The following is a 26,039-nucleotide window of genomic DNA, read 5'->3' on the forward strand; positions in this document are numbered from 1 at the left end:
CCTCCAACTAATTATTTAGCATTTCTGTGGCAGCCTTTGAAACTGCCTCATAATCCATTTGTTGCAGCATACCTCTAATCTCATTAATCTTTACTTTGATATCCTCTGGAATATCATATTCATCCAACGTATTCAAAACCATTTCGGTGGATGTGAAATCGCATACATTAGCCATTTCTATGATGGAATACAAAGCATCCTTTAAATCACTTTTATCAAAAGGCTTCTTCTCCTGCGTCTCTCCTTCGTAGGCATTTCTAATACTAAGATATTCTTCTATAAGCTCATCATGATGGGCGTTAATGTAATCCCAGTCGCCTGCATTTCCAGCCTTCTCCAGGGCCTCCGCCTTTTTTGAGATAGACATTTCTCCGATAAGACGCGCCGTACTCTTTAAGCCGTGAACCTTGATGGTATAGTTTTTAATGTCTCTATCTGACTTAAACTCATCCAGCTTTTTTGCGCTTTCATCAATGGTAGAAACGAAAATTTTGATAAGAGCCTTTCTTTCATCATCATTTGAGGTAAGAGTTTTATTATTCTTAACATCGCTTATGGCCTTTTTAAGGATCTTCTTTTTAGGGATATACTTCATCAGCATATCCTCCAAGGCTTCAGCATCAATAGGCTTTGTAAGATAATCGTCAAAGCCCTTTGAAATATAGTATTCCTTGGCACCTGCTATGGCATTGGCGGTTAGGGCGATGACCTTTGTTCTATCAGTAATATAGCCATTTTTATGGATGATATCCATCGTCTCGATACCATCCAAATCTGGCATCATGTGATCCATGAAGATGATATCGTACTCCTTCTCCTCCACCCTGGTAATAGCCTCCCTGCCAGATTCCACTAAATCAGGGATGAAATCGTAGACCTTCATAAGATTCTTGGCTACCATCAGGTTCATCTCATAATCATCTACCACCAGTACCTCTGCATGTGGCATAGATGGGAAAGTGTATTTATTTCGTCTCTTATAGCTGCGCTTAATTCGCTTTTTATAATCTCCAACAGGCTCATCACTGACGATTCCCTGGCGAAGCACAAAGGAAAAGACGGAGCCCACCGTGTACTTACTATCCACCTGAAGCTCGCTTCCCATCAGATGCAACAGCTGAATTACAATAGGAATTCCAAGGCCTGTTCCTTCTATATTTCTGTTGTGTTCTTCATCTATACGCTTGAAAGAAACCGCAAGATTCTCCAAATCCTCCTCACGAATTCCAATTCCTGTATCCTTTACCTTTACTTCTATTTCCACACTATTATCAAATCTATTAAGCTCTGTCATGGAAAAATTGATTTCCCCGGCATCGGTATACTTTATAGCATTTGTAAGAAGATTGGCAATTATCTGGCTGATTCTTACGTCATCCCCAAGCAATGTCATAGGCAGATTTTCATCTACATTTACAATAAAGTTAAGCCCCTTAGATTTGGCTCTAGCCGAGGTGCTTGAAACCAGACCGTTTACAAGTCCCGCCAAATCGTACTCTACATCAAAGATTTCCATCTTGCCTTCTTCAAGCTTGGAATAATCCAATATACCATTTACCTGAGCAAGAAGTGACTTACCAGCTTGCTTTATATTTGTGGCGTATTCAACTATCTGCTCATCGTTAGACTCCCTGATAATCATCTCATCCATACCCAAAATGGCATTGATAGGAGTTCTAACCTCGTGGGACATATTTGCAAGGAAGGTACTTTTCGCCTTGTTAGAAGAATTAGCCGCCTCTGTCTGTTCATCAATCAATCTCAGCAGCCACTTCACCACAAAGCCTGCAAATAACAGCCCTAAAAGCAGCGCCACAATAAATGGAACAAAAAAATAAGCCGCAAATATGACAGCATCTTCTGAATCTAAGACGCTAAATGTCATAAATGCGACTATTAATAATACTATTGCCTCAACAAATACTACAAGAGATGCTATCAAAAGCATCATTCTTGTTCTCACTGATTTCATAGCTCACCCCGAAATACGCATGAAGTTGTTAGTTCATAAGTATATCCATTATAGAAGCGTATACCTCATCGCTTCTAACCTTCCAATTATTACAAAGCGTTTCAGCCTGCTCCTTAGAGCCTACATGGAAACTTAAATCCAAGGCTGGAACATCATTTTCAGTGATGCGAAGCTGCACCACGAAGCCACCTCTATCTGCCTTGAAATAAGTAGCTCTGTAGGAATTTTCTGCCTTCATAGAGATAGAATTAACCTTGAGATACTTATCAATATCCTTAGACAAGGCTGGAGAAATTTTCTCCTTAAAAAGCTCAAGTGTCTTCTGGCCCTCATCTGTAATAGAGTAGGTTGTATTATTGTGATTTGTCTTGGATACGATTAGATTAGCTTCCTCATCATCGCTAATAGCTTGCTGAGCAGTAAAATAATCGGTTAAATTACCCTCTAAAAAGAAATCTGTAATCTGACTATTACTAAGTGGGAAACCACTACGATGCAATAATTCAAGTATAGTAATTTTGTAAATCAAATTAGGTTCTGCCATAATTTCCTCACTTCATATAACTTACGTAAGGGTTAAATTACCCTCTTTCGAATAATCATATCGATATATTCATCATTATTCTTGGTGTGGGCAAACATATTAAGGATGGTTTCTACTGCATCCTCTTTTCTTGCGCCATTAATTGCCTTGCGCATGATTTCCATGGCATCAAGCTCTTTTCTTGAAAGGAGTAAATCCTCTCGACGTGTACCTGATCCTGTAATATCGATTGCAGGGAAAATTCTCTTTTCTGAAAGCTTTCTATCAAGGATAAGCTCCATGTTACCTGTTCCCTTGAATTCCTCGAATACTACATCATCCATTTTTGATCCTGTATCAACAAGTGCTGTTGCAAGGATTGTAAGAGATCCGCCTTCACGCATGTTTCTAGCTGCACCAAAGAATTTCTTTGGCATGTGAAGTGCTGCTGGATCCAAACCACCTGAAAGTGTACGACCTGAAGGCTGTACTGTCAAGTTGTAAGCTCTAGCAAGTCTTGTGATTGAATCAAGAAGAATCATAACATCCTGACCATGCTCAACAAGGCGCTTAGCACGCTCGATAACCATTTCAGAAACACGCTTGTGGTGCTCTGGGCTCTCGTCGAAGGTAGAATAGATAACCTCTACATTTTTGCTATTACGCATAGTATCCTTCATATCTGTAACTTCCTCTGGACGCTCGTCGATAAGAAGAATAATAAGATGCATATCTGGATGTGAATAATTAACTGAAGTAGCAACTTCCTTTAACAGTGTAGTCTTACCTGCCTTAGGCTGTGAAACGATCATACCACGCTGTCCCTTACCAATTGGGCTAACCAAATCTACGATACGCATAGCAACTGAGCTGCGCTGTCTCTCTAATCTGATTCGCTCATTAGGGAAGATAGGTGTTAAATCCTCGAAATTAGGACGTCTGCATGCTGCTTCTGGCGAATAATTATTGATTGAATCTATAATCATAAGAGCGGCAAACTTATCTGTTGGATTGTTGAAACGCTTCTTACCAACGATAATATCACCTGTCTTAAGATTGAATTTCTTGATTTGTGACTGAGATACATATACGTCATCTGTACCTGGCATATAGTTATCACAACGAATGAAACCGAAGCCATCACCCATAACCTCTAAAATACCACTGGCTGGCATAAGATTATCCATTGGGATATCTGCTGGGATTTCAGTCTTTTCTGCTCTCTCAGTTCTTTCTGGTCTTTCAACTCTTCTAGGACGCTCTGTTTTCTCTGGGCGCTCCTCTTTCACTGCTTCTTTAACATTTTCCTTAGGAGCACGTTTTGGAGAGCTTTCTGTAGAAGGAGTCTTGTCGGTAGAGTCGTTCTGCTTATCGATTTCGTCTTGCGCAAGCATAGCCTCTACTAAATCGGCTTTCTTCATAGCGGATGTACCTTTTATGCCCCTAGCTTTTGCTAAGTCGCGCAAAATTGTCACCGATAAACTTTCGTATTTTTCTCTCATGTAAATCTCCTTAACATAATACAAATAATAACTTCGTGGAATATAAAAGCCGAATCGACTAACGAATTAACTTTGATAGTAAGGTCATTATATACTCAAAATCAATTTCTGTCTATATTTTTATCTATCTTTGCCGTAAACGTATGTGGCAAAGTAAATCACGCTAGCTATTATTACAATCATAGGACCTGTAGCCATATCTGTGAAATATGAAACGAACAAGCCAACCACACCAGAGAAAATACTAAATATAATCGATAAGTAGGTGTACTCTCTAAAATTATCGGAAATATTACGACTGCTGGCAGCTGGAAGAATCAACAACGCATTAATGAGAAGGATTCCAACCCATTTTATAGAAAGCATAACAAGCAACGCAATAAGGACTGCAAAGGCATCCTCCATTATTCTTACAGAAATGCTTCGGCTCTTTGCAAGGGTTGTGTGAATGCTGATAGCTGTAAGTCTGTTGATGCTAAAGCACCAGAACACCAGGATGACAGCGAACAATACAATAAGCTGAAGAATTTCAGTATATGTAATAGAAAGAATATCTCCTACAAGGATTGCGGAATAGTTGGCAAAGCTTCCACCCCTGGAAAGTATAGCAAGACCAAGTGCTGTAGCGCAGCTTGCAAATACCGAAATAAGAGTGTCGGAAGAGCTTAACCCCTTTCTGCTGATATAATTAAGAAGTAAGGCAAAGCAGATTCCAAAGATAATCATTGAAACTGTAGTGTTGCCAATTCCCATAATCACACCTGCCGCGATGCCAGTAAGTGCTGAATGTCCTAAGGCATCACTGAAATATGCCATCCTCTTTTGAACAATCATTGTACCTACCATACCAAACAGCGGTGAAATTAAAAGGATTGCTATTGTGGCTCTAACCATGAAGGCGTAAGAAAACATTTCATTAAACATTTGCATTCACCTCCACTTCTCCTGCTGCCCCCTTGCCAAAGACATTTTTAAAGGCATCTGATTCAAATACCTGCTTTGGCTTTCCCGCCGCAGTAACTGTTTTATCGATGAGGATAACATTATCTGCATACTTGTAAACATAATCCAGGTCATGGCTTACAAGAATGATAGCAAGGTCGTGTGTCTCCTTAAGATACAGCATCTTTTCGTAGAAAGCATCCATACCATTCTTGTCGATGCCTGAAACTGGCTCATCCAAAAGCAAAAGGTTTGGTGTATCGTGTACAGCCATTGCAAGAAGCACTCTCTGTAATTGGCCACCAGAGAGAGTGCCAACAGGCTGGTCTATAAGATTTTCAACATCGAACTCTGCCAAGGCTGCCTTAACATGGTCATGCTCCTTTTTTGTCTTTATCAAAATTGGAAGCTTACCAGTAAAGCTTTGGAACATATCATACACTGAAAGTGGTGTCGATCTATCAATATTAACTGTCTGTGGAACGTAGCCAATACGAAGCCCTTGCATGGTATTGTCCATTTTATTCTTAAACAGGATTTCACCTGTATGTGGGACCTCGTCTAATATTGCTCTTACAAAGGTAGACTTACCAGCTCCATTTCTACCTATCACTGCTGAAATCTGCCCGCAGTGAATATGTAGATTGATATTTTCAAGAACCTGCTGGTCACCAAAGCTTACGCCCAAATCTTTAATTTTTATACAGTGGAATCCACATGCTATGATTTTCTTCATTTTCTTCTCACTCTACAGCGTTTTTTATAGCTAAATAATTCTTATTTAGAACATTTATATAATCGTCGTTTTCGTATGTGCCATGAACTAAGGTCTCAAGATAAACCACCTTGGCATCTGTCTGCTCCTCAATAAGCTTACCCATTGCATGGCCATAATCATATTCTGCAAAGACTACCTTTACATCATTATCATTTATTATATCGATAAAATTGCTGACTTCGCCTGCACTAACCTGACGCTCCTCATCCAAATCCATGGTAGCTACAACCTCAGCTCCAATAGATTGAGCCACATAGGCAAAAGCCTCATGAAGCACAGCAACATGCTTTCCTGCCAAAGCATCCTCAAGCCCGCACTTATCAATATGAGAATTCATAACTTCGTTAAAGCTATTGGCATTAGCCTTGAAAGCCTCAGAATGAGCCTCGTCAATATCTGCCAGGCCATCTGCTATTGCAAGCACCTGACCAGAAAAGATTTCCTCACTCATCCAGATATGACTATTGAACTCGCTGTCATGATGATGATGCTCTGACTCCTCGCCGTGAGTGTGCTCCTCTTCATGCTCTTCTTCATGTTCGTCTTCTGAATTTCTGATAACAGGATATGTATCCTCTACCGCCTCAAATGTATCTATCACCTTAAGCTTTGGATAGGCAGCAATTACATCATCAAGATAGCCTTCCATGCCACCACCATTTACAATAAGTACATCAGCAGAAGCCAGATTTTTCATATCCTCTGTTGTAAGAGTGTAGTCATGTAAACATCCAGTGGTTGGCTGAGACAAGTTTTCCACAATTACACCATCTATATCCCCTACTACACCTGTGGTAGCAAGATAAATAGGATTGCAGCTGGTCATAACTAGCATGTCATTTCCTGCAACATCCTTTGTATTCTGTTTTACATAAAAAAATGTGCTGCAAAAGCTAACAACACTAATTGATATAAGCAATAGCAGCACAAATAAATACTTATTTTTCATTAATCGAGATCCTCTACATCAGTCAAACTAGCTTCGTTTTCGATTACCTGGTCTAAAAAATCCTGGATTGTATCAAGGCCCTGCTTTGTTTGAGACGAAAATGGAACGATAATAGTCTCTTTAGTAGCGCCTAAACCTTCTCGCAAGATTTTAATTTGCTTGTCCAGCTGACTTCTCTTGATTTTATCAGCCTTTGTAGCAATGACGATTGGATCATATCCAACATAATCCATCCACTCAAACATCTGCTTATCATTGGCTGATGGAGCATGTCTGATATCTACAAGCAAAAATACAGCTCTAATCATATCTGATGAATTCAGATATGTTTCAATCATTTTGCCCCATCTCTCTCGCTCCTTTTCAGAAGCCTTGGCAAAGCCGTAGCCCGGCAAATCCACGACATAAATTTCATCATTGATATTGTAGAAATTTATTGTCTGGGTCTTGCCCGGCTGAGCTGATACTCTTGCAAGAGCTTTGCGGTTCATAACCGCATTTATAAGTGATGATTTACCTACATTCGACTTACCTGCGAATGCAACCTCTGGAAGATCGTTCTTAGGTAACTGAGATGTAGGACCACATACTGTTTCAAGATTACACGATCTGATAACCATTACGCACTCTTTTCCTTCTTGTCCTCGATCGAAACAACACTGCCTTCCGCATCCTTATCGATAAGAAGAAGATTGTCATCAACCATTTCCTTGGTGACTGTAATCTCTGTGATTGACTCGTCAGATGGTACATGGTACATATAATCCATCATAACGTTCTCAACGATTGCGCGAAGACCACGTGCTCCTGTCTTTCTCTCGATAGATTTCTTAGCAATCTCACGAAGTGCATCATCTTCAAAATGAAGCTTAACTCCATCCATCTTAAAGAGTGCCTCGTACTGCTTTGTAAGAGAATTCTTTGGCTCTCTAAGGATTCTAATCATATCGTCCTCTGTAAGTTCCTTAAGAGATACATTGATTGGCACACGTCCAATAAACTCAGGAATAAGACCGAATTTGATGAAATCCTGTGGAAGAACCTGCTGAAGCAAATCATCTACCTTCTGTTTATTCTTATCCTTAACATCAGCGCCAAAACCAATCTGGCTAACATCTGTACGCTGAGAAATGATTTTATCTAAGCCTTCAAAAGCACCACCGCAAATGAAAAGAATATTCTTTGTATCGATAGCGATTGTCTCCTGCTGTGGATGCTTACGTCCACCCTGTGGTGGAACATTAGCAACTGTACCCTCGATAATCTTAAGAAGTGCCTGCTGAACGCCCTCACCTGAAACATCACGTGTAATTGAAACGTTCTCAGATTTCTTAGTAATTTTATCTATCTCATCAATATAAACAATACCGATTTCTGCCTTTTTAATATCGAAATCAGCTGCCTGGATAAGCTTAAGTAAGATGTTTTCAACATCCTCACCAACATAACCTGCTTCTGTAAGTGTTGTAGCATCTGCAATGGCAAATGGTACACCAAGTACTCTGGCAAGTGTCTGTGCAAGTAGTGTCTTACCTGAACCAGTAGGTCCAAGCATAAGAACGTTACTCTTCTGAAGCTCAACATCAATATCATCTGGATTAGCCATAATACGCTTATAGTGATTATAAACTGCTACAGATAAAACCTTCTTTGCTTCATCCTGACCAATAACATATTCATCAAGGAAAGCCTTCATGTCTTCTGGCTTCTGAAGATTGATTTCGATTGAATCCTTCTCCTCTGTAGGGCCAAAGTCTTCAAGCTCCTCAACAATTATTTCCTGACAGATATCAACGCACTCATCACAGATAAATGCCCCATTAGGACCTGCAATAAGCTTGCGAACCTGATTTTGTGTCTTTCCGCAGAAAGAGCAACGAATTTTATCATCGTTTCTTGCCATATCTACCTCATTAACTCTCTAATTAATAGTCCCCTATAATATATCGGCTACTAACTAATTTTTCTTTGTAATAATTTCGTCGATAAGACCATAATCAAGTGCTTCCTTAGCATCAAGCCAATGATCACGCTCTGTATCTGCGCATACCTGCTCGTATGGCTTACCTGTATTTTCAGCAAGCATACGGTTTAACTTTTCTCTTGTCTTTAAAATGTTCTTTGCAGCGATTTCGATCTCTGTTGCCTGTCCCTTAGCTCCACCAAGTGGCTGATGAATCATAACCTCTGAGTTAGGAAGTGCAAATCTCTTACCCTTCTGACCACCTGCAAGAAGGAAAGCACCCATTGATGCTGCCATACCAATACAGATAGTAGAAACATCGCATTTGATGTACTGCATAGTATCATAAATAGCCATACCAGCTGTTACGCTACCACCTGGGCTATTGATGTAAAGATGAATGTCCTTGCTAGGATCCTCTGATTCAAGGAAAAGAAGCTGCGCAACTGTAAGAGATGCAGTAGTTTCATTGACCTCCTCACCTAAGAAAATAATACGATCCTTTAATAGTCTAGAATAAATATCATAAGAACGCTCGCCGCGAGAATTCTGTTCAATGACATAAGGAATTGTTGCCATTATTATGTCCTCCTGTAGCAAAAATTTAGTGTGTTTTAAATAGACACTAAGCCCGAGCATAAGCCCAGGCTAGTGTGTGACTTCGATATTTATTATATATATTTTGAGAGTCTCTGTCTCTGATTTTACAAAAAGTTAATAAAATCTTAACACTTATTACTCTTCTGTAGACTCTTTCTTAGTAGACTTCTTTGTAGTCTTCTTTGCTGGCTTTTCTTCAGCTTCAGTAGCTTCAGCATCATCAGCCTTCTTTGTAGCCTTCTTCTTAGCTGTTTCCTTAACGTTGTCCATGATAAGCTCGATAGCCTTTTCGATAGCGATATCCTTCTTCATAGACTCCTTCTCGTTCTCGCCAACAAGGTTCTTGATTTGCTCAAGTTCCATGCCGTACTGCTTAGAAAGCTCTTCAAGCTTAGCATCAACATCAGCGTCAGTTGCTTCGATCTTCTCAGCCTTTGCAATAGCCTCAAGTACAAGTGAAGACTGTGTACGGCTAAGTGCGTCTGGACGAACCTGATCACGGAAAGCATCCATTGTCATGCCTGTGAACTGCATGTACTGCTGAAGTGAAAGACCCTGCTGTGCCATGTTGTTAGCGAAATCGTTAATCATGTTTTCTACCTGGTAATCAAGCATAGCGTCTGGGATTTCCATCTCTGAATCCTCAACGATCTTAGCGATTGCTTCGTCTTCCTGTGCACGACGGCCTTCTGCCTTCTTATTGTTCTCAAGACGTTCCTTAACAGAAGCCTTGTACTCATCTACTGTTTCAAAATCTGTGTGATCTGATACATACTCATCATCAAGCTTTGGAACATCCTTACCCTTTACTTCGTGGATGTGGCACTTGAATACTGCTGGCTTACCTGCAAGATCTTCCGCCTGATAGTTCTCTGGGAATGAAACCTCAACATCAACATCCTCACCAGCCTTGTGACCGATAAGCTGATCTTCAAAACCAGGAATGAATGAACCTGAACCAAGCTCAAGATCATAGTTCTCACCCTTACCACCTTCGAATGCAACACCGTCAATGAAGCCTTCGAAATCGATAGTAGCTGTATCACCCTTAGAAGCCTTGCCTGTCTTTGTAACCATACGAGCATCTCTCTCAAGCTCAGCCTTGATTGTGTTGTTAACTTCTGTAGCTGTAACCTTTGAATCAATCTTTGTTACAGAAACGCCCTTGTACTTACCAAGCTTAACTTCTGGCTTAACAGCAACTTCTGCTGTGTAGATGAAATCCTTGCCCTTTTCAAGCTGTGTAATGTCAATCTTAGGCTGTGATACGATATCAAGCTTTGACTCTTCATAAGCTTCTGGATAAGTATCCTGCATAATGATATTAGCAGCGTCCTCATAGAAAATCTCTGCACCATACATCTTCTCGATCATGTGCTGAGGAACCTTACCCTTTCTAAAACCAGGAACAGAAATGCTGTTCTTCTGCTTGTTATATGCCTTTGTAATAGCCTTTTCTAGCTCAGCTGCATCAACTGTGACTGTAAGCTTTGCCATGTTCTTCTCAAGATTTTCTACCTGTACGTTCATTTACTAATATTCCTCCTCTAATTCTTATATCAGGTAAGGGAATTACCCTATAATATACGTGATAACCTCACATAGACCAAAAAATTATAGCAGAACTACATTTCATTTTCAATAGCTGAAATCATATCAATTCTCTGCTGATGTCTTCCGCCGCCTTCAAACTCGGCCTCAAGGAATGATTTAACAATATCCTTTGCAAGTTCTGAACCAACAATTCTTGCACCAAAGGCAATCATGTTGGCATTGTTGTGCTGCTTGATAAGGCGAGCTGTTGCTGTATCTGAGCAAACTCCACATCTAATTCCCTTTACTTTGTTTGCAGCAAGTGAAATGCCTACACCTGTTCCACAGATAAGTACACCACAATCTACTTCGCCAGAAGCAACCATATCAGCAGCCTTCTTACCATATTCAGGATAATGACAGCTATCATGTGAATCTGTGCCGATATTTATTACCTCGTGTCCAAGGCTCTCAATGTACTCCTTTACCTCAAATTTTAAATCTGTTGCTGCATGATCATTTGCAATTACGATTTTCATTTTATATGTCCTCCATTAACTTTATTTAGATTTGCATTCTACTGTCTGCTACACCTCATCCGCCCTAAGGGGCACCTTTTCTCCAAGAGAAAGGCTATGAGTCATTTTATATATTTTATAGCCTAGCAGAATGATGGCCTCTAAGAATCTTTTTAGAATGATTTGTGGCTCTTCCTTCCATTTTAGTACGGGTTTTACCATAACTGAGCGGATGCCGGCACGGTTTGCACCCCATACATCTGTGAGAATCTGGTCGCCTACGAAGATGGTGTTAGATTCGTCTGTGCCCATCTGTGCCATGGCTTTTTTGTAGCCAGCTACGCCTGGCTTGCCAGCCTTGTAAATATAGGTGCAGTATGTGGCAGCCTCCTTAAAAGTCTTTACACGAGGTTCCTTGTTATTAGACAAAAGAAGTGCCTGGAAACCTATTTCGTGTAATTCCTTAAAAAGAGCCTTGGCTCTGTCGTCAGCTGGGGCATTGTGTGGTACCAGAGTGTTATCAACATCAAAGATTACACCTCTGTAGCCCTGCTCGTATAATTTTTTAAAATCGATAGCGTATGTGCTATCTACATAGTCTTTTGGATATAAATTTCTTTTACTCATAGAGTCGATTTTAGCACAAAAATAGGAGCATGAAAACCATGCCCCTATTTGTCCTTTTCTTTCAGATTATTTTAAAGCTTTCTTTTTCTTGAAAATACAATTGCGCCGATTGCTGCCATGACAGCTGCCATAGCTGCAAGAATTCCAATTATAAAGCCTGTCTTTGATGATTTCTCCTGTTCATCAACAGCCTCTGGAACTTCTTCATCGGCAATTGTTTCAACATCCTCTTTAGCATCTACTGTAGCTTCCTGTTCAGAGGATTCTACTACCTCAGAAATAGGCTCATCATTAGTCTCCTCTTCAGCCTCTACTGGCTCCTGCTTCTCAGTCTTTGCAGACTGTGTTGCTTTGACAGCCCTAGTATCCTTTGGCTTTTCAGCTGATACTTCCTTGCCTGCAAGTGGTGTCGCAACATCTGCGATAGTTGTTGTCTGCTGTGCAGGTGCTACTGCAGGTCCAGCAGATGTGCTGGCATTACCAGATGATCCCGAATTACCAGATGTTCCAGGATTGCTTGGTGCGCTAGGATTACTTGGTGTGCTAGGATTGCTTGGAGCTGGGACAACAGGCTCATCAGCCTTTTTCTCAAGGTCGTTCTTGACAACTGCTATCCAGCTAAGAACTCCATCAGGATTTCCAGTCTTTGAAAGTGATACGGTAACGCTTGCTGCCTTTTCAAGAGCAAACTCAACTATCTGCTGATTTTCTGTATCACTAGATTTAAGTGTGAAATCCTTTGTAGCAATCTCGCCATCCTCTGTCGAAACAGTGATTTTAAGTGGTCTTGTTGTATTCCACCATTCTGATAAACCTAAGTTAACAGTATATTTGCCAGCCTCTAAGTCAAATCTGTAATCGATATTCTTGTTATTTCTTGCCCAGAAGCCATGTCCCCAGATATCATCTGAAGCATACTTTACACCAAGGTCATCTGTAAGGTTTCCTGTATATCCTGCATGATTATCAGCTGTGTAAGCCTGATCAGTTACCTCATTTCGAAGTGGTGAATCCTTCATATACCTAACTTCTCTAAAGTAGCCATTGTCAATCACCTGATCATCAGCATTAGTAGAACCACAGTCGAAGAAGTAGATTGTTTTTTCATTTACAACAGTAGCTATAAATATGACAGTTCTGCCGTTTTCAAGAGTCCCCTTCACTTCGATATTGCCGATGGCGTTATCATCAGCCTGTACTGAATTCCATGTCACAGGTATCTTTACTGTACCATCCTCTCCCTCATACTGATATTCAATCTCAGTTGGAAGCTTTTCCTTTAATTCCTTTACGCTTGAAACTAAAGTTGGTAAATCTGTAACCATTTTCTGTGGCTTTAAGGTTTGGAAAGATGATAAATCCCAATCCTTAAAGTTGTAAATTGCAATTTCACCATTTGAATTGAACTGGATTGGAAGCCATACATATCTTGAATCACGAAGGAGATATCCCTTGTCAGGATTTGCCCAACGGTCTCCCATGTACATGAATCTGTCGTTACCCAAATCTACCACGCAGGTGCTTTGTGTACTGTAGGTTGTTTTTTCTTCATCAGCTGGGCAAGGATTTCCCTTTACCGTCCATTTGCCTAGCATTGAATCTGCCACTGCATACTGAGCAGCGTTTGGAGCCCAGCCTGTGCAACCAGAAGTGATAAGGTAATATTTACCATTTCTCTTAAATGGTGCAGGAGCTTCACGGCTTGCGCCTACAAAGTTTACAGTATAATCTGTTCCTTCTACGCCTACAGGCTTGCCATTTTCATCTACTCCGCTCATTGCAAGACCTGTGTAGCTGTCATTAAGCTTTGCAATGTACATATTTGCATTTCCATCTGATGAGTAGATTACATAAGCTGTTCCATCATCATCCTTGAAAACGTTCATATCTCGAACATGGCCGTTTTCATTATCCCAGCTACTATCATAGCCTGTGTTTGTATGAAGCAGATATGTGCCAAGAAGCTTGTATGGTCCGTTCACCGAATCAGCCACTGCAATACCAAGCTTTGCCTTGGCATAGTTAGATGATGAGTCAGATGAATATGGGCTGTTTCCATCTGCGTGGAAGAACAATACATACTTACCCGTCTTGTCATTGTAGAGCATCTTTGGACGCTCGATTACACAGCCTGAATTTGAACTTCCTGCCCACAAATCTGTGTAAATCTTCTTTTGCTCCTCTGAAAGCTCACCGTTATTTCTACCACCATAAAGCGCCTTGAAATATTCGTTGTCGAAATCACTTTCAGAAGTCATGGTGCGAAGCACAAGTCCCTCATCATCCCAGTTGTATAGGTCTGTTGAACTGTACATGTGCACACCTGGGCAAGGTCTGTAATCGTTAGTCTTATCCTCGCCTATCCAGTAGTATTTTGTAACTCCATCAATTGTGAGCTTTTGGATTTGTCCGCCGTGCGCCTGGATTACATTACCATTTGTATCAGTGTACACTGCCCCATTCACACCACTGAATGATGAATAGATTGTAATTTCTTTTTCCGTCTTTGCTCTGTAAAGTTTGATTTCTGCGATATTAGCGCACTGTCCGTCTGCTGGCTCGTATTTGAAGTATCTGTACTTTCCGCCAGTTTTTTCGAATTCCTCTGCAAATACTGTAGTAAGTACATCTGCCTCTGGTGCCTCTGTCGAAGATATCTCGTGAAGCATTACATACTTTTCGCCATCAACAGAGCCATAGAAGGCGCCACCAAGCATTCTTGATGTATAGCCCTTTCTAGGAGCAAATGAGAAGGCTTTGATTTCAGTTGCTTCACCTAAATCAACTGTAAGATATCCACCCTCTAATCCATCGAAGAATGTGCTTAGGTTTCCATCAATTGTTTTATCTACATCTGCATTCTTATCATTGTTCCAAGGTGCAGAACCAGAAAGCATATCCTTCGTAAGCTCAATTTCCTCAAGCTTAGACATGTCGCGGTCAATAACTGGCTTATCCTCACCAGCTTCACCACTGCCCTTTCCAGAGTAATGAACACCCTCGATGATATAGGTAGTGATTGAATTAGCAAGAAGATTTGCGTAAACTGCTGCATCCTCACTGCTTACTGTGATTGAATCCTCGTTAGAAACATCTGCCCAGTTTTCCCCATCAGCAAGACTTCCGCTGGTTCTAATTGCAGTAACCTTTGTCTGCTTTGTAAGAGTATCAAAACCTGATATATCAATCTTTGCCATCTTATCATTCTTGTTTGAATTGATAGCAACTACTACCAGCTTGTCTTCCTTAGGGTCGTAAGCTGCAAGTGTGCTGCCGTTGGCACCGATGATTGTCATGCCTGGTCTGATGTATCTGGTGTACTGACCAAAGCCGTAATATTTCTTTGAAAGAATCAGCTTTTCGTTGTCATGGTCTGCAGCTGCAACGCCCCAATAACCATTTGCTGTTCTGGACTTCCAAGCCTTTTCCATATCAGAAGCTGAAAGGTAATCGTTGTCAGAGCCCTTCTTTACCCAAGCCTGACCTGCTTTAGAGCTGTCAACATGCATATCTACTGCATTCCACATTATCCATGCTGTGCAATCCAAGCCCTTGATATCTGTGGCAATTCTTCCGCCCATACCAATAGCTGCTGACATTTCACCTGCGCTTTGTCCGCCAGTGAATACTCCGTCCACCTCTGACATCCAAAGGTTTTCCTTACCTGCAGCTGCTGTCTTTGCCAATTCTGATCTCTTAGAACCGCTGTAGGTATGTGTGTCGATACGAGTAACAACATCCTTTGCCTCATCTGATAAAGCCTTGTAAGAAGTGATTGCTGTATCGATTGATGTCTCGTCAGATGCTGAGATAATGATATCGATTCCCTTCTTCTTAAGCTCATCGTTAAGAGCAACCAAGATTCTTGACTGAGATTCACCAAGGTCGAAGTGGCAGCCCTCCTGCTTGTTTGAATTTGCCTGCCAATAGTTGGTGTATGGCTCATTCATAGGTGTTGTGCTCTGGAACTTCACACCGTTTTCTTCATTATTAATGTGCTCGATTACATCTGCCATGTAGCAAGCAAATGCCTCTACACAATCCTCTCTCAGGTTGTCCTTGTTTGCATCGGTATTTCCTGAAGAACATCCGCTGACTGTCATGAAATATGGTGGTGAATTAGAGAAGGCCTCTGCAATGAAATCATCTCCTGATGCCTTTGCAGCTGCAATCAAAATATTCAGCTGATTTTGATCTGCTGACCAATCGTAATTCCATGCATATCCACTAGTCTTATCAGCTCTGTCGAATTTCTCTTTGTAGTAGCTAAGGTTATGCTTGTCCAAATCCATCTTTGTTACATCCACACAATATCCAGGAACACCTGAATCAGAGCGGATGATATGGCTAGGATGATTCTTTTCATCTGGATCATCGCCGCCACCTACGTTGTATCTGCCGATGTTAAGGTTAAGTCCCTCATCGCTGAAGAATGCCTTTGCAGCCTCCTTGGTAAGCTTCTCGCTATATCCAAGTTTGTTTGCCCACCAGCAAAGTGATGTGCCCCAGCCCTGGAACTCACCAAAGCTGTCTCCATCTGTGTCGTTGAATCTGGTGTTGGTAGATGGTGTAAGCTTGATAGTTGTATCGTAATCTACCTCTTTTGTGCTTTCAGGCTGAGCTGTTCCTGAAATCATAAGACCTGAAATAACTGGGTCTGAGCTTCCATCCTTTTCTGTGATGAAATGAACCTCTGTAGATTTTGCAACATCCTCCACCTTAAAGCTTAAAGTTACCATTGTTCTTGGAGTGCTTCCTGAAACAGTAACCTTCTTTGCTTCTGTTTTAACCTGCTTACCTTCATCGTTTGTGTAGGTAACATAGAATTTCATAGGTCTTGTTACGCTCCACCATTCATTGTAGATAGCAGTTGCTTTGTATTCGCCATTTGCAAGAGGTACGATGTATTCGCAGTTCTTGCCGCCTCTTGCCCACCAGCCATCTGAATAAACATCATCTGCATCGGAATTGTATCTGCCATCGTTTGTTTCGCCTTCGTTTACGATACCCCATGTGCCCTCTTCATAGATTTGGTCTGGAGCTTCATTTAAAAGCTTATGCTTCTTGTTGATTTCATCATACTTAGAGCTTGAATCTGCGCCTGAATCGATGAAGTAAAGAACATCATCTGGAACCTTGATTTCTGTAGGGTCCTCTTCAGGCTCCTTGATTCCGTAATGGTCTACAAGTGCTTTGTATTCATCTGATGTGATGTTCAAAACAGTACCATGTCTTGGTGCCTTTGGAAGGCTGTATTTTGATGGTACCTCGAACTCGCCCTTTGCAAGGTCTGTAGTTACAACTGGCGCATAGCCCTTTCCTCCAAAGTGGTCAAGAAGTACACACCAGGTATCCTCATCAGCATCATCTGAATTTAGCTTGAAGGATGTAGGGCCCTCAACTCCACCGATTTTTTCTAAGGATGGAGACTCAACCTTTGACCAGGTTCCAAACAAGCTCTTAGCACGCTCCATGTAAACTGTAGAGCCTGTAACCTTTGTGCCATCCTCAAGTGTTGCGTTGCCCTCATTCTTTGAAATTCTGTAAAGATATCCATCATTTCCAGCAATTATTGTTGTATCAATAGTAGATGCTGTCTTTCTATCAATCCATACCTGTGGCTTTGTAAATGTGTTAAAGTCTCTTGTTTTGCTGTAGTAAATTCTCTGCAAGCTGTAGTTGTCATCAGCAATCTTTGATGCCCAGAAAACTACATACTCACCAGTGATTTCATCATAGTAAGCCTCTGGAGCCCATGTACATCCAGCATCAATACTGTCTGTAATTGTTACCATTCTCTGCTTGCTCCAGTTTATTAAATCTGTTGATTCCCATACCATAATAGCCTGGCTGCCGGAATTCTGTGCTCTTCCCCAGTCACCGTTTCTTCCGATGCTAAGGTCTGTTGCTATCATGTAGAACTTGTCGCCTTCATGACTGCGCATGATATATGGGTCTCTCAAACCCTTCTCACCTTTTTCAGATGTAAGCACATAGTCCCCGCCATTTAACTCGTCATAATTAAAGCCATCCTGCGATGTAGCAAAATAGATGTTTTCACCAGTAACTGTGTTGCCTGTAAAGTAAGCAAAAAGATAATCTGTAGTCTTTTCCTGCTTCTTCAAAGCCTTTACTGTAACCTCAAATTCCTTTGTCTTTTCCTCTCCATCGAAGCTTAATGTAGCAGTAAGTTTAACCTTTTCATCAGATGTGCCACGCTTTACAACACCCGCTGGTGTGTCAGCATATCCATCATTTGATGAAGCCTTGTCAGTGATTACATCTGTGTTGTCAGATTTCCATTTAATCTTCGAACCGTACTTACCTTCGCTAGGAAGTGATATGTTGCCACGGATGTCTGAGGCGTTGAATATCTCAAGTGCATCAAAATCTGCCTGAAGCGCATCATCAATCACCTCAACCTTCTCTACAAGCTTGTCCTTCTTAAGCTCATAAAGCTCCTTGACCTGCTCTGAGGTCATGGCTCCGCTGTAAATGTTGTAATCATCAATATATCCTTCGAAAAATTCCCCTGAATTCCAATTGGCCTTACCAATCTGTAGAATGCTTGAATCTCCCAAAAGCTTTTTAACATCAATATCATGAGTATAATCAGCCTTTGAGCCGATATTATCCCCATTTACAAATACTGATGTTCCATTCTTTCCTACTACAACTGTAACCATCTCCCACTTTTTGGTACCGCCCTTTGCGGTGAGCTGAGATGGTCTGTCCTGATCATCAGAATTATATCTTTCAACTAATTTGCTAGAGCCTGAATCAAGCACGCCAATGTACTTTTCTGATCTATATGTTTGTCTGTCAGTGTTTGGCGCAGCATAGAATGTCCAGCCTGTACCCCCATCTATCTGGCGCAGATAAGAAATGGTGAACTCTTCCTCACCTGAAAGGAGGCTTCCACCATCTTCCTTTTCTACAGAAAGATAATCATCCTTTCCATCAAAATGAGCTACATTCTTGATTAAATCAGTATCTGCAACTGTAACTCCATGATTAACGGCCTTTGCTCCAGCCCCTGAAAATCCAGTGTCTTCATCATCAAAATCAAAAGACGCTATAAGCTTTACTTCCTTTTCATCCTCATCAGAATCCTTTAGCAGATCCTTCTCTTTGGCTTCTTGTTCCACAAGCTCTTCTGATTCTGCCTCTGTGGAATCCTGTTCCTCAGCGAATTCTTCGCCTTCTTCACCAGCTTCTTCATCCGCTTCCTCGGTGGTTTCCTCTTCAGACACTTCTTCCTCAAGGTCTTCAGATTCTTTTTCAGCATCTTCCAGTAGCACATCTTCGTCCTGCATTACCCCTTCAGCATTAGCTATCATGGAAATATCATTTCCAACGGTAGTAAATGCCATTGCAGAACATAGTGCCACCGACACTATTTTCCCTTTAACCCCTTTCATACCATTCCTCCATTTTCCTAAAATTGAAGATATATTCTCCTACTATTTTTCATGATAGGTTTTCTGAAATTATAAGTAAATAGAATTTCTTCACACTTTTTCCACACATTATCGTAAATTTTTACCCCTTGACAAAATACTGTTTTACTAAAATATTAGTAAATTCCAAATAAAAAACCTAGGTCAAATGACCTAGGCTTACTAGAACTAACTATATATTATAATGAAAAATCCTCTGTTCCTCTAACCTGCTGGCTGTTACCGCCTTCGGTTTTCTTGCTTTGTACAAAATACTGATAACGATGGATAGCTGTATCCTTTTTCATATCGCTAACAGCTTTTTCTACGTCTAACTTCTTAAGGTCGCTATCTGCACCCTTTAACTCGTGAGCTTCACCTGGCTTGTACTGGCTGGCGAAATCGTAAGAGCCGAAGGTTTGATTCTTTCTAGCCTCTTCTACTGCCTTTTCGGTAAGTTGAACCTGATAACCCTCTGCTTCTGTGCCATTATCCTCTGCTGCCTTTGAATCCTCTGTGATGTCTAGGCCAAGCTCTTGTTTGAATCTTATTGAATTTTGATCATAAAACCCACTGGATGGGCGGATGCCTGATATATTCATAGAACCTTCTCCATATTTGCTTATATTATATATATCGAAGAAGTAAGCAAATATTTAACCCTTCATAACGAATTAGAATTATTTATCCAAGACTCTCTTAAGCTCGTCCATGAATGTGTTAACATCCTTAAACTCGCGATAAACTGAGGCAAAACGTACATAAGCAACTGGATCAACTGTCTCAAGGTGCTCCATAACTATCTCGCCAATTTTTGTGCTTGGGATTTCTTTCTCTTCAAGAGAGAAAATCTCTGTTTCGATTTCATCTACAACCTTTGATATCTGAGCTGCTGAAACTGGACGCTTTCTGCATGCGATAAGAACACCCTTTTCGATTTTGGTTCTATCGTATGGCTCACGGTTATTATCCTTTTTAATAACGATAAGTGGAATAGTCTCAACCTTTTCATAAGTAGTGAAACGCTTACCACACTCTGGACATGAACGACGTCTTCTAATGCTAGTATTATCGTCTGCTGGTCTTGAATCGATTACGCTAGTATCATTGCTTCCACAAAATGGACACTTCATAGCAACCTCCAATAGTTATTTTTCGTAACACAATATCTAGTATTATCTTAACAAAACAGACACAAGAAATCAACAAAAAAAGGGCTCCCGCAAAAATGCGGGAACCCTTATGGTATTTATATTTTATGAATATAAATCTACAAGCTTCTTAAGGTGAGCATATCTCTCCTTAGCTGTCTCCTCGTTGAGTGCGAAGAGTCTATCAGCACGCTCTGGGAATGCCTTCTTCAAACGTGAGTAACGTGTCTCGTTTGCAAGGAAGTCCTGATACTTGCTGTAGTCACCTTCCTTAGAAGTAAGTGTGAATGGATTCTTTCCTTCCTTCTTAAGGTCTGGGTTGAATGAGAAGAGGTTCCAGTAACCAGCTTCAACAGCCTTCTTCATCTCATCCTGGCAGTGGTTCATACCACCCTTAACACCGTGGAGCTCACATGGAGCGTATCCGATGATAAGTGATGGACCGTTGTAAGCTTCTGCTTCAGCAAGAACCTTAACAGCCTGTGCCATGTTAGCACCAAGAGCAATCTGTGCTACATATACATAACCGTATGACATAGCGATTTCAGAAAGAGACTTCTTAGAAACCTCTTTACCTGATGCAGCGAACTGGCAAACTTCACCGATGTTAGAAGCCTTAGATGCCTGTCCACCTGTGTTAGAGTACATCTCTGTATCGAATACCATAACGTTTACGTTCTCGCCAGATGCAAGTACGTGATCAAGACCGCCGAATCCGATATCGTATGCCCAACCGTCACCACCGAAGATCCATACAGACTTCTTAGCGAGGTAATCCTTAAGAGCAAGTGCAGCCTTAGCATCTGCTGAGCCGTCCTTCTCAAGTGCAGCGATAAGAGCATCTGCTGCTGGGCCATTCTCTCTTGTAGAGTTAACTGTCTCTTCGAACTTAGCGAATGCATCCTTAAGATCAGCTGAACCAGCCTCTGCTGCCTTTGAAGCAGCTTCGATAGCACGGTCACGTAAGTACTTCTGTCCTACTTCCATACCCATACCATGCTGAGCGTTGTCTTCGAAGAGTGAGTTACACCATGCTGGACCCTTCTTAGAATCCTTGTTTACTGTGAATGGTGATGTAGCTGCAGGACCACCCCAAATTGAAGAACATCCTGTAGCGTTTGAAATATACATATGCTCACCAAAGAGCTGTGTAATAAGTCTAGCGTATGAAGTCTCTGCACAACCTGCACATGATCCTGAGAACTCAAGGAGTGGCTGGTTGAACTGTGAGCCCTTAACTGTAAGGTCAGAACCTGCTGCTTCCTTACGTCCAACATTAGCTACTAAGTAGTTGAATACTGGCTGCTCGTCTGCTTCCTCTGCCTGTGGAACCATTGTGATAGCACCAACAGGACAAACTGTTGTACACTCACCACATCCCATACAGTCAAGTGGAGAAACTGACATTGTGTACTTAAGGTCAGAAGCCTTTGGCTTTGTATCAGCAAGCTTGATGTTTGCTGGAGCTGCCTTAACCTCATCCTCTGTAAGAAGGAATGGACGGATTGTAGCATGTGAACATACGAATGCACACTGGTTACACTGGATACACTTTGTCTCATCCCATGTAGGAACTGTTACGGCTGTACCACGCTTCTCGTATGCAGAAGCACCAAGTTCGAACTGTCCGTTAGGGTTCTCTGTAAATGCAGAAACTGGAAGTGAATCACCATCCATCTTAGAGATAGGCTCAAGGAGATTCTTAACCATCTTAACGAGCTCTGGACGACCTTCAAGCTCAGCCTTAGGAGCGTCTGGAGTAGGATTCTTCCATGAATCTGGAACATTTACCTTATGTACAGCATCAACACCAGCATCGATAGCGTTGTAGTTCATCTGAACAACATCGTCACCCTTCTTGCCGTATGACTTCTTAGCAGCTGCCTTCATGTATTCAACAGCCTGGTCGATAGGCATTACATCAGCAAGCTTGAAGAAAGCTGACTGAAGGATTGTGTTTGTACGCTTACCCATACCGATTTCGATAGCCTTGTCGATAGCGTTAATTGTGTAAAGCTGAATGTTGTTGTCAGCGATGTACTTCTTTGCCTCAGCGTTAAGGTGCTGCTCGAGCTCCTCATCTGACCACTGGCAGTTAATCATGAATACTCCGCCTGGCTTAACGTCCTGAACCATCTTCATGCCCTGTGTAACGTAAGCTGGGTTGTGGCAAGCAACGAAGTCAGCCTGATTAATATAGTAAGGAGACTTGATTGGGTTATCACCAAAACGAAGGTGAGAAATTGTAACACCACCAGTCTTCTTTGAATCATACTGGAAGTATGCCTGGATGTACTTATCTGTATGGTCACCGATGATCTTTGTAGAGTTCTTGTTAGCACCTACAGTACCATCACCACCAAGACCCCAGAACTTGCACTCCTTTGTACCAGGAGCTGATGTAATAGGAGCTGGCTTAACCTCTGGAAGTGAAAGGTTTGTAACATCATCAACGATACCGATTGTGAAACGGCTCTTTGGAGCATCCTTCTCTAATTCCTTGTATACAGCGAATACTGATGAAGGTGGAGTATCCTTTGAACCAAGACCGTATCTACCACCGCAAATAACGATGTCGTTAAGACCTGCTTCACGAAGTGTTGTAGCAACATCAAGGTAAAGAGGATCAGCAAGAGCACCTGGCTCCTTTGTTCTATCAAGGATAGCGATCTTCTTAACTGTCTTAGGAAGTGCTGAAAGGAATGCCTCTGAAGACCATGGTCTGTAAAGACGTACCTTAAGTACACCAACCTTCTCTCCGTGTGCGTTTAAGTAATCGATAACTTCTTCTGCAACGTCGTTGATAGAACCCATAGCGATGATGATTCTGTCAGCATCAGCAGCACCATAGTAGTTGAAAAGCTTGTAATCTGTACCAAGCTTTGCATTAACCTTGTCCATGTACTTCTGAACAACTGCTGGGAAGTTATCATAAGCTGTGTTGCAAGCTTCTCTATGCTGGAAGAAAACGTCTCCGTTTTCGTGTGATCCACGCATTGTTGGGTGCTCTGGGTTAAGAGCGTTTGCTCTGAACTCGTTAACAGCATCCATGTTAACCATTTCCTTGAGATCTGCGTAATCCCACTTTTCAATCTTCTGAATTTCGTGTGATGTACGGAAACCATCAAAGAAGTTAAGTACAGGTACCTTACCCTCGATAGCTGCAAGGTGAGCTACTGGAGCAAGATCCATTACTTCCTGTGGATTTGTCTCAGCCATCATTGCGAAACCTGTCTGACGACAAGCGTATACATCGGAATGATCACCGAAGATGTTAAGTGACTGTGTAGCAACTGTACGAGCTGATACATCGAAAACACAAGGAAGCTGCTCAGCAGCAATCTTGTACATATTAGGGATCATAAGAAGAAGTCCCTGTGAAGCTGTAAATGTAGTTGTGAGTGCACCTGCACCAAGTGAACCGTGAACGGCACCTGCAGCACCTGCCTCAGACTCCATTTCTACAACCTTTACCTGATTTCCAAAAATATTCTCTAGGCCTGCTGCTGACCACTGGTCAACGAAATCGGCCATTGGGCTGGATGGTGTAATAGGATAAATTGCAGCAACATCTGTAAACGCATAAGCTACGTGTGCTGCAGCCTGGTTTCCATCCATAGACTGTTTTGCTCTTGGCATTTCTAAATCCTCCTTATTAACTAGGACATTTATAGTTACAGAGACGGGTAATTTATAAACCGGATTCCCGTCCCACAATGTCTTAGATTAATGATAGAACTATTGAAAAATTTTTTCAACTGACCTAAAGGGCTTTTCTGTTCATTTTTGAGTACAAATTTGTTAAATAATTTTGATTTATTGTATAATATTGCTAAAAAATTAACAATCTAATACATTTTGTGGACAAAGACCCGCCTAATACCGCCTGTTGCGCACACTTGTCTTTTTCCCGTGTACATGTCAAAAAAACAGCATTATACCCGAAAAAAATTGTCACTTTTGATTTTCTTCTTTTCATTGACAGAAAACTTTTTGTTAAATATAATTTTAAAAAATTTACTGTCAAACAAAGAAAGCGAGGTTACCCCCTATGGCATCGATTATTGGTGATGGCATTACTTTCGACGACGTCTTACTGGTTCCACAGTATTCGGAAGTAACTCCAAATCTTATTGATCTTCACACAAATCTTACTAAAAAAATTAAACTTAACATTCCTATGATGAGTGCTGCTATGGATACAGTTACTGAATCACGCATGGCAATCGCAATGGCTCGTCAGGGTGGTATAGGTATCATCCACAAGAATATGTCTATCGAAGCTCAGGCTGAGGAAGTAGACAAGGTAAAGCGTTCTGAGAACGGCGTTATCACAGATCCATTCTTCTTAGGACCAGACAACACTCTTGCAGAAGCAAATGAGTTAATGGCTAAATTCAGAATCTCAGGTGTACCTATCACAAAAGAGGATGGCACATTAATCGGTATCATCACAAATCGTGACCTTAAATTCGAAACAGATTTTTCAAAGAAAATCAGCGAATCAATGACATCAGAAGGCCTTGTTACTGCAAAAGAAGGCATCTCTCTTGAGGAAGCTAAGGAAATCCTTGGCAAGTCTCGCAAGGAGAAACTTCCTATTGTAGATGACGACTTCAAGCTTAAAGGCCTTATCACTATAAAGGATATTGAAAAGCAGATTAAGTACCCTAACGCTGCTAAGGATGATCAGGGCAGACTTCTTTGCGGTGCCGGTGTTGGTATCACAGGAAACATGATGGAGCGTGTTGCTGCTCTTGTTGAGGCTCAGGTAGACGTTATCGTTATGGACAGCGCTCACGGACATTCAAAGAACATCATCGAGGCTGTTAAGAAGGTTAAGGCTGCTTATCCAGACCTTCAGGTTATCGCTGGTAACATCGCTACAGGCGCTGCTACAAAGGCTCTTATCGAAGCTGGTGCTGATGCAGTTAAGGTTGGTATCGGACCTGGTTCTATCTGTACTACTCGTGTAGTTGCTGGTATCGGTGTTCCACAGATTTCTGCAATCATGGAATGCTACGAAACAGCTAAGGAATACGGTATTCCAATCATCGCTGATGGTGGTATCAAGTACTCAGGTGATATGACAAAGGCTCTTGCAGCTGGTGGTTCAGTATGTATGATGGGTTCAATGTTCGCAGGCTGCGACGAAGCTCCTGGTTCATTCGAGCTTTATCAGGGACGTAAGTACAAGGTTTACCGTGGTATGGGAAGTCTTGCAGCTATGGAAAATGGTTCTAAGGACCGTTACTTCCAGGAAGGTGCTAAGAAGCTTGTTCCAGAAGGTGTTGAAGGACGTGTTGCTTACAAGGGAAGCCTTGAGGACGTTATCTTCCAGCTTATCGGTGGTATCCGTTCTGGTATGGGTTACTGTGGTTGCCCTACTATCCCAGAGCTTCAGGAGCGTGGAAAGTTTGTTAAGATTTCTGCTGCTTCACTTAAGGAGTCACATCCACATGATATTCACATCACAAAGGAAGCTCCTAACTACTCTGTAGAGGGTTAATTCAATATTAATAATAAAGAAGAACCAGTACGT

Annotated in this window: 17 protein-coding genes; 1 reads left to right on the forward strand and 16 read right to left on the reverse strand. The window is 41.4% G+C overall.

Annotated features, from left to right (window positions below; all coding sequences use genetic code 11):
- Positions 1-7: 7 nt before the first annotated feature.
- The 16 genes from BM097_RS07695 to nifJ form a co-directional block, all read right to left on the reverse strand.
- A complete protein-coding gene (locus BM097_RS07695) occupies positions 8-1,972 on the reverse strand; it encodes a response regulator (RefSeq protein WP_090547695.1) in 1,965 nt (654 codons plus the stop codon).
- Between the two features lie 28 nt (positions 1,973-2,000).
- Positions 2,001-2,516 carry a DUF4364 family protein gene (locus BM097_RS07700; protein ID WP_090547697.1) on the reverse strand — a complete coding sequence of 172 codons (516 nt, stop codon included), beginning with the start codon at positions 2,514-2,516 and terminating at the stop codon, positions 2,001-2,003.
- Between the two features lie 32 nt (positions 2,517-2,548).
- Positions 2,549-3,997, reverse strand: a complete 1,449-nt coding sequence (rho, locus tag BM097_RS07705; RefSeq protein ID WP_090547700.1) for a transcription termination factor Rho — start codon at positions 3,995-3,997, stop codon at positions 2,549-2,551.
- A gap of 120 nt (positions 3,998-4,117) precedes the next feature.
- Positions 4,118-4,921 carry a metal ABC transporter permease gene (locus BM097_RS07710; RefSeq protein WP_090547703.1) on the reverse strand — a complete coding sequence of 268 codons (804 nt, stop codon included), beginning with the start codon at positions 4,919-4,921 and terminating at the stop codon, positions 4,118-4,120.
- On the reverse strand, positions 4,914-5,675 hold the full coding sequence (locus BM097_RS07715; protein ID WP_090547706.1) for a metal ABC transporter ATP-binding protein: 762 nt from the start codon (positions 5,673-5,675) through the stop codon (positions 4,914-4,916). Before BM097_RS07715 ends, BM097_RS07710 begins: the two co-directional genes overlap by 8 nt.
- 7 nt (positions 5,676-5,682) lie before the next feature.
- A complete protein-coding gene (locus BM097_RS07720; RefSeq protein ID WP_090547709.1) occupies positions 5,683-6,666 on the reverse strand; it encodes a metal ABC transporter substrate-binding protein in 984 nt (327 codons plus the stop codon).
- Positions 6,666-7,286, reverse strand: coding sequence for a ribosome biogenesis GTP-binding protein YihA/YsxC (yihA, locus tag BM097_RS07725; RefSeq protein ID WP_090547711.1), 621 nt, complete (start codon positions 7,284-7,286; stop codon positions 6,666-6,668). The genes BM097_RS07720 and yihA overlap by 1 nt, the downstream gene beginning before the upstream one ends.
- Positions 7,286-8,569: an ATP-dependent Clp protease ATP-binding subunit ClpX gene (gene clpX / locus BM097_RS07730; protein WP_090547714.1), complete on the reverse strand. Its 1,284-nt coding sequence runs from the start codon at positions 8,567-8,569 to the stop codon at positions 7,286-7,288. The genes yihA and clpX overlap by 1 nt, the downstream gene beginning before the upstream one ends.
- 54 nt (positions 8,570-8,623) lie before the next feature.
- On the reverse strand, positions 8,624-9,208 hold the full coding sequence (clpP, locus tag BM097_RS07735; protein ID WP_090547716.1) for an ATP-dependent Clp endopeptidase proteolytic subunit ClpP: 585 nt from the start codon (positions 9,206-9,208) through the stop codon (positions 8,624-8,626).
- Positions 9,209-9,364: 156 nt separating this feature from the next.
- On the reverse strand, positions 9,365-10,759 hold the full coding sequence (gene tig / locus BM097_RS07740) for a trigger factor (RefSeq protein ID WP_090547719.1): 1,395 nt from the start codon (positions 10,757-10,759) through the stop codon (positions 9,365-9,367).
- A 95-nt stretch (positions 10,760-10,854) separates the two neighbouring features.
- The gene (gene rpiB, locus BM097_RS07745; protein WP_090547722.1) at positions 10,855-11,301 is read right to left on the reverse strand and encodes a ribose 5-phosphate isomerase B; all 447 of its coding nucleotides are present in this window, start codon (positions 11,299-11,301) and stop codon (positions 10,855-10,857) included.
- A 48-nt stretch (positions 11,302-11,349) separates the two neighbouring features.
- A complete protein-coding gene (locus tag BM097_RS07750) occupies positions 11,350-11,907 on the reverse strand; it encodes a YqeG family HAD IIIA-type phosphatase (protein ID WP_090547724.1) in 558 nt (185 codons plus the stop codon).
- Between the two features lie 71 nt (positions 11,908-11,978).
- Complete coding sequence (locus BM097_RS07755) at positions 11,979-19,328, reverse strand: family 43 glycosylhydrolase (protein WP_090547727.1); 7,350 nt, start codon at positions 19,326-19,328, stop codon at positions 11,979-11,981.
- A gap of 218 nt (positions 19,329-19,546) precedes the next feature.
- Positions 19,547-19,948 carry a hypothetical protein gene (locus BM097_RS07760; RefSeq protein ID WP_090547730.1) on the reverse strand — a complete coding sequence of 134 codons (402 nt, stop codon included), beginning with the start codon at positions 19,946-19,948 and terminating at the stop codon, positions 19,547-19,549.
- 78 nt (positions 19,949-20,026) lie between these two features.
- Entirely contained in the window at positions 20,027-20,479 is a 453-nt protein-coding gene (nrdR, locus tag BM097_RS07765; protein ID WP_028235895.1) for a transcriptional regulator NrdR, read from the reverse strand.
- A 123-nt stretch (positions 20,480-20,602) separates the two neighbouring features.
- The gene (gene nifJ, locus BM097_RS07770) at positions 20,603-24,136 is read right to left on the reverse strand and encodes a pyruvate:ferredoxin (flavodoxin) oxidoreductase (RefSeq protein WP_090547733.1); all 3,534 of its coding nucleotides are present in this window, start codon (positions 24,134-24,136) and stop codon (positions 20,603-20,605) included.
- Positions 24,137-24,548: 412 nt separating this feature from the next.
- Here nifJ and guaB point away from each other — a divergent pair, with 412 nt between their 5' ends.
- The gene (guaB, locus tag BM097_RS07775) at positions 24,549-26,006 is read left to right on the forward strand and encodes an IMP dehydrogenase (protein ID WP_090547736.1); all 1,458 of its coding nucleotides are present in this window, start codon (positions 24,549-24,551) and stop codon (positions 26,004-26,006) included.
- Positions 26,007-26,039: the final 33 nt, after the last annotated feature.

Origin of the sequence: Pseudobutyrivibrio sp. OR37 (genome assembly GCF_900113655.1) — a bacterium.
Classification (GTDB): domain Bacteria; phylum Bacillota; class Clostridia; order Lachnospirales; family Lachnospiraceae; genus Pseudobutyrivibrio.

Excerpts from the sequence above, each read along its gene's own strand:
- BM097_RS07695 (WP_090547695.1), bottom strand. The coding sequence starts at position 1,972 with ATGAAATCAGTGAGAACAAGAATGATGCTTTTGATAGCATCTCTTGTA.
- BM097_RS07700 (WP_090547697.1), bottom strand. The coding sequence starts at position 2,516 with ATGGCAGAACCTAATTTGATTTACAAAATTACTATACTTGAATTATTG.
- rho (WP_090547700.1), bottom strand. The coding sequence starts at position 3,997 with ATGAGAGAAAAATACGAAAGTTTATCGGTGACAATTTTGCGCGACTTA.
- BM097_RS07710 (WP_090547703.1), bottom strand. The coding sequence starts at position 4,921 with ATGTTTAATGAAATGTTTTCTTACGCCTTCATGGTTAGAGCCACAATA.
- BM097_RS07715 (WP_090547706.1), bottom strand. The coding sequence starts at position 5,675 with ATGAAGAAAATCATAGCATGTGGATTCCACTGTATAAAAATTAAAGAT.
- BM097_RS07720 (WP_090547709.1), bottom strand. The coding sequence starts at position 6,666 with ATGAAAAATAAGTATTTATTTGTGCTGCTATTGCTTATATCAATTAGT.
- yihA (WP_090547711.1), bottom strand. The coding sequence starts at position 7,286 with ATGGTTATCAGATCGTGTAATCTTGAAACAGTATGTGGTCCTACATCT.
- clpX (WP_090547714.1), bottom strand. The coding sequence starts at position 8,569 with ATGGCAAGAAACGATGATAAAATTCGTTGCTCTTTCTGCGGAAAGACA.
- clpP (WP_090547716.1), bottom strand. The coding sequence starts at position 9,208 with ATGGCAACAATTCCTTATGTCATTGAACAGAATTCTCGCGGCGAGCGT.
- tig (WP_090547719.1), bottom strand. The coding sequence starts at position 10,759 with ATGAACGTACAGGTAGAAAATCTTGAGAAGAACATGGCAAAGCTTACA.
- rpiB (WP_090547722.1), bottom strand. The coding sequence starts at position 11,301 with ATGAAAATCGTAATTGCAAATGATCATGCAGCAACAGATTTAAAATTT.
- BM097_RS07750 (WP_090547724.1), bottom strand. The coding sequence starts at position 11,907 with ATGAGTAAAAGAAATTTATATCCAAAAGACTATGTAGATAGCACATAC.
- BM097_RS07755 (WP_090547727.1), bottom strand. The coding sequence starts at position 19,328 with ATGAAAGGGGTTAAAGGGAAAATAGTGTCGGTGGCACTATGTTCTGCA.
- BM097_RS07760 (WP_090547730.1), bottom strand. The coding sequence starts at position 19,948 with ATGAATATATCAGGCATCCGCCCATCCAGTGGGTTTTATGATCAAAAT.
- nrdR (WP_028235895.1), bottom strand. The coding sequence starts at position 20,479 with ATGAAGTGTCCATTTTGTGGAAGCAATGATACTAGCGTAATCGATTCA.
- nifJ (WP_090547733.1), bottom strand. The coding sequence starts at position 24,136 with ATGCCAAGAGCAAAACAGTCTATGGATGGAAACCAGGCTGCAGCACAC.
- guaB (WP_090547736.1), top strand. The coding sequence starts at position 24,549 with ATGGCATCGATTATTGGTGATGGCATTACTTTCGACGACGTCTTACTG.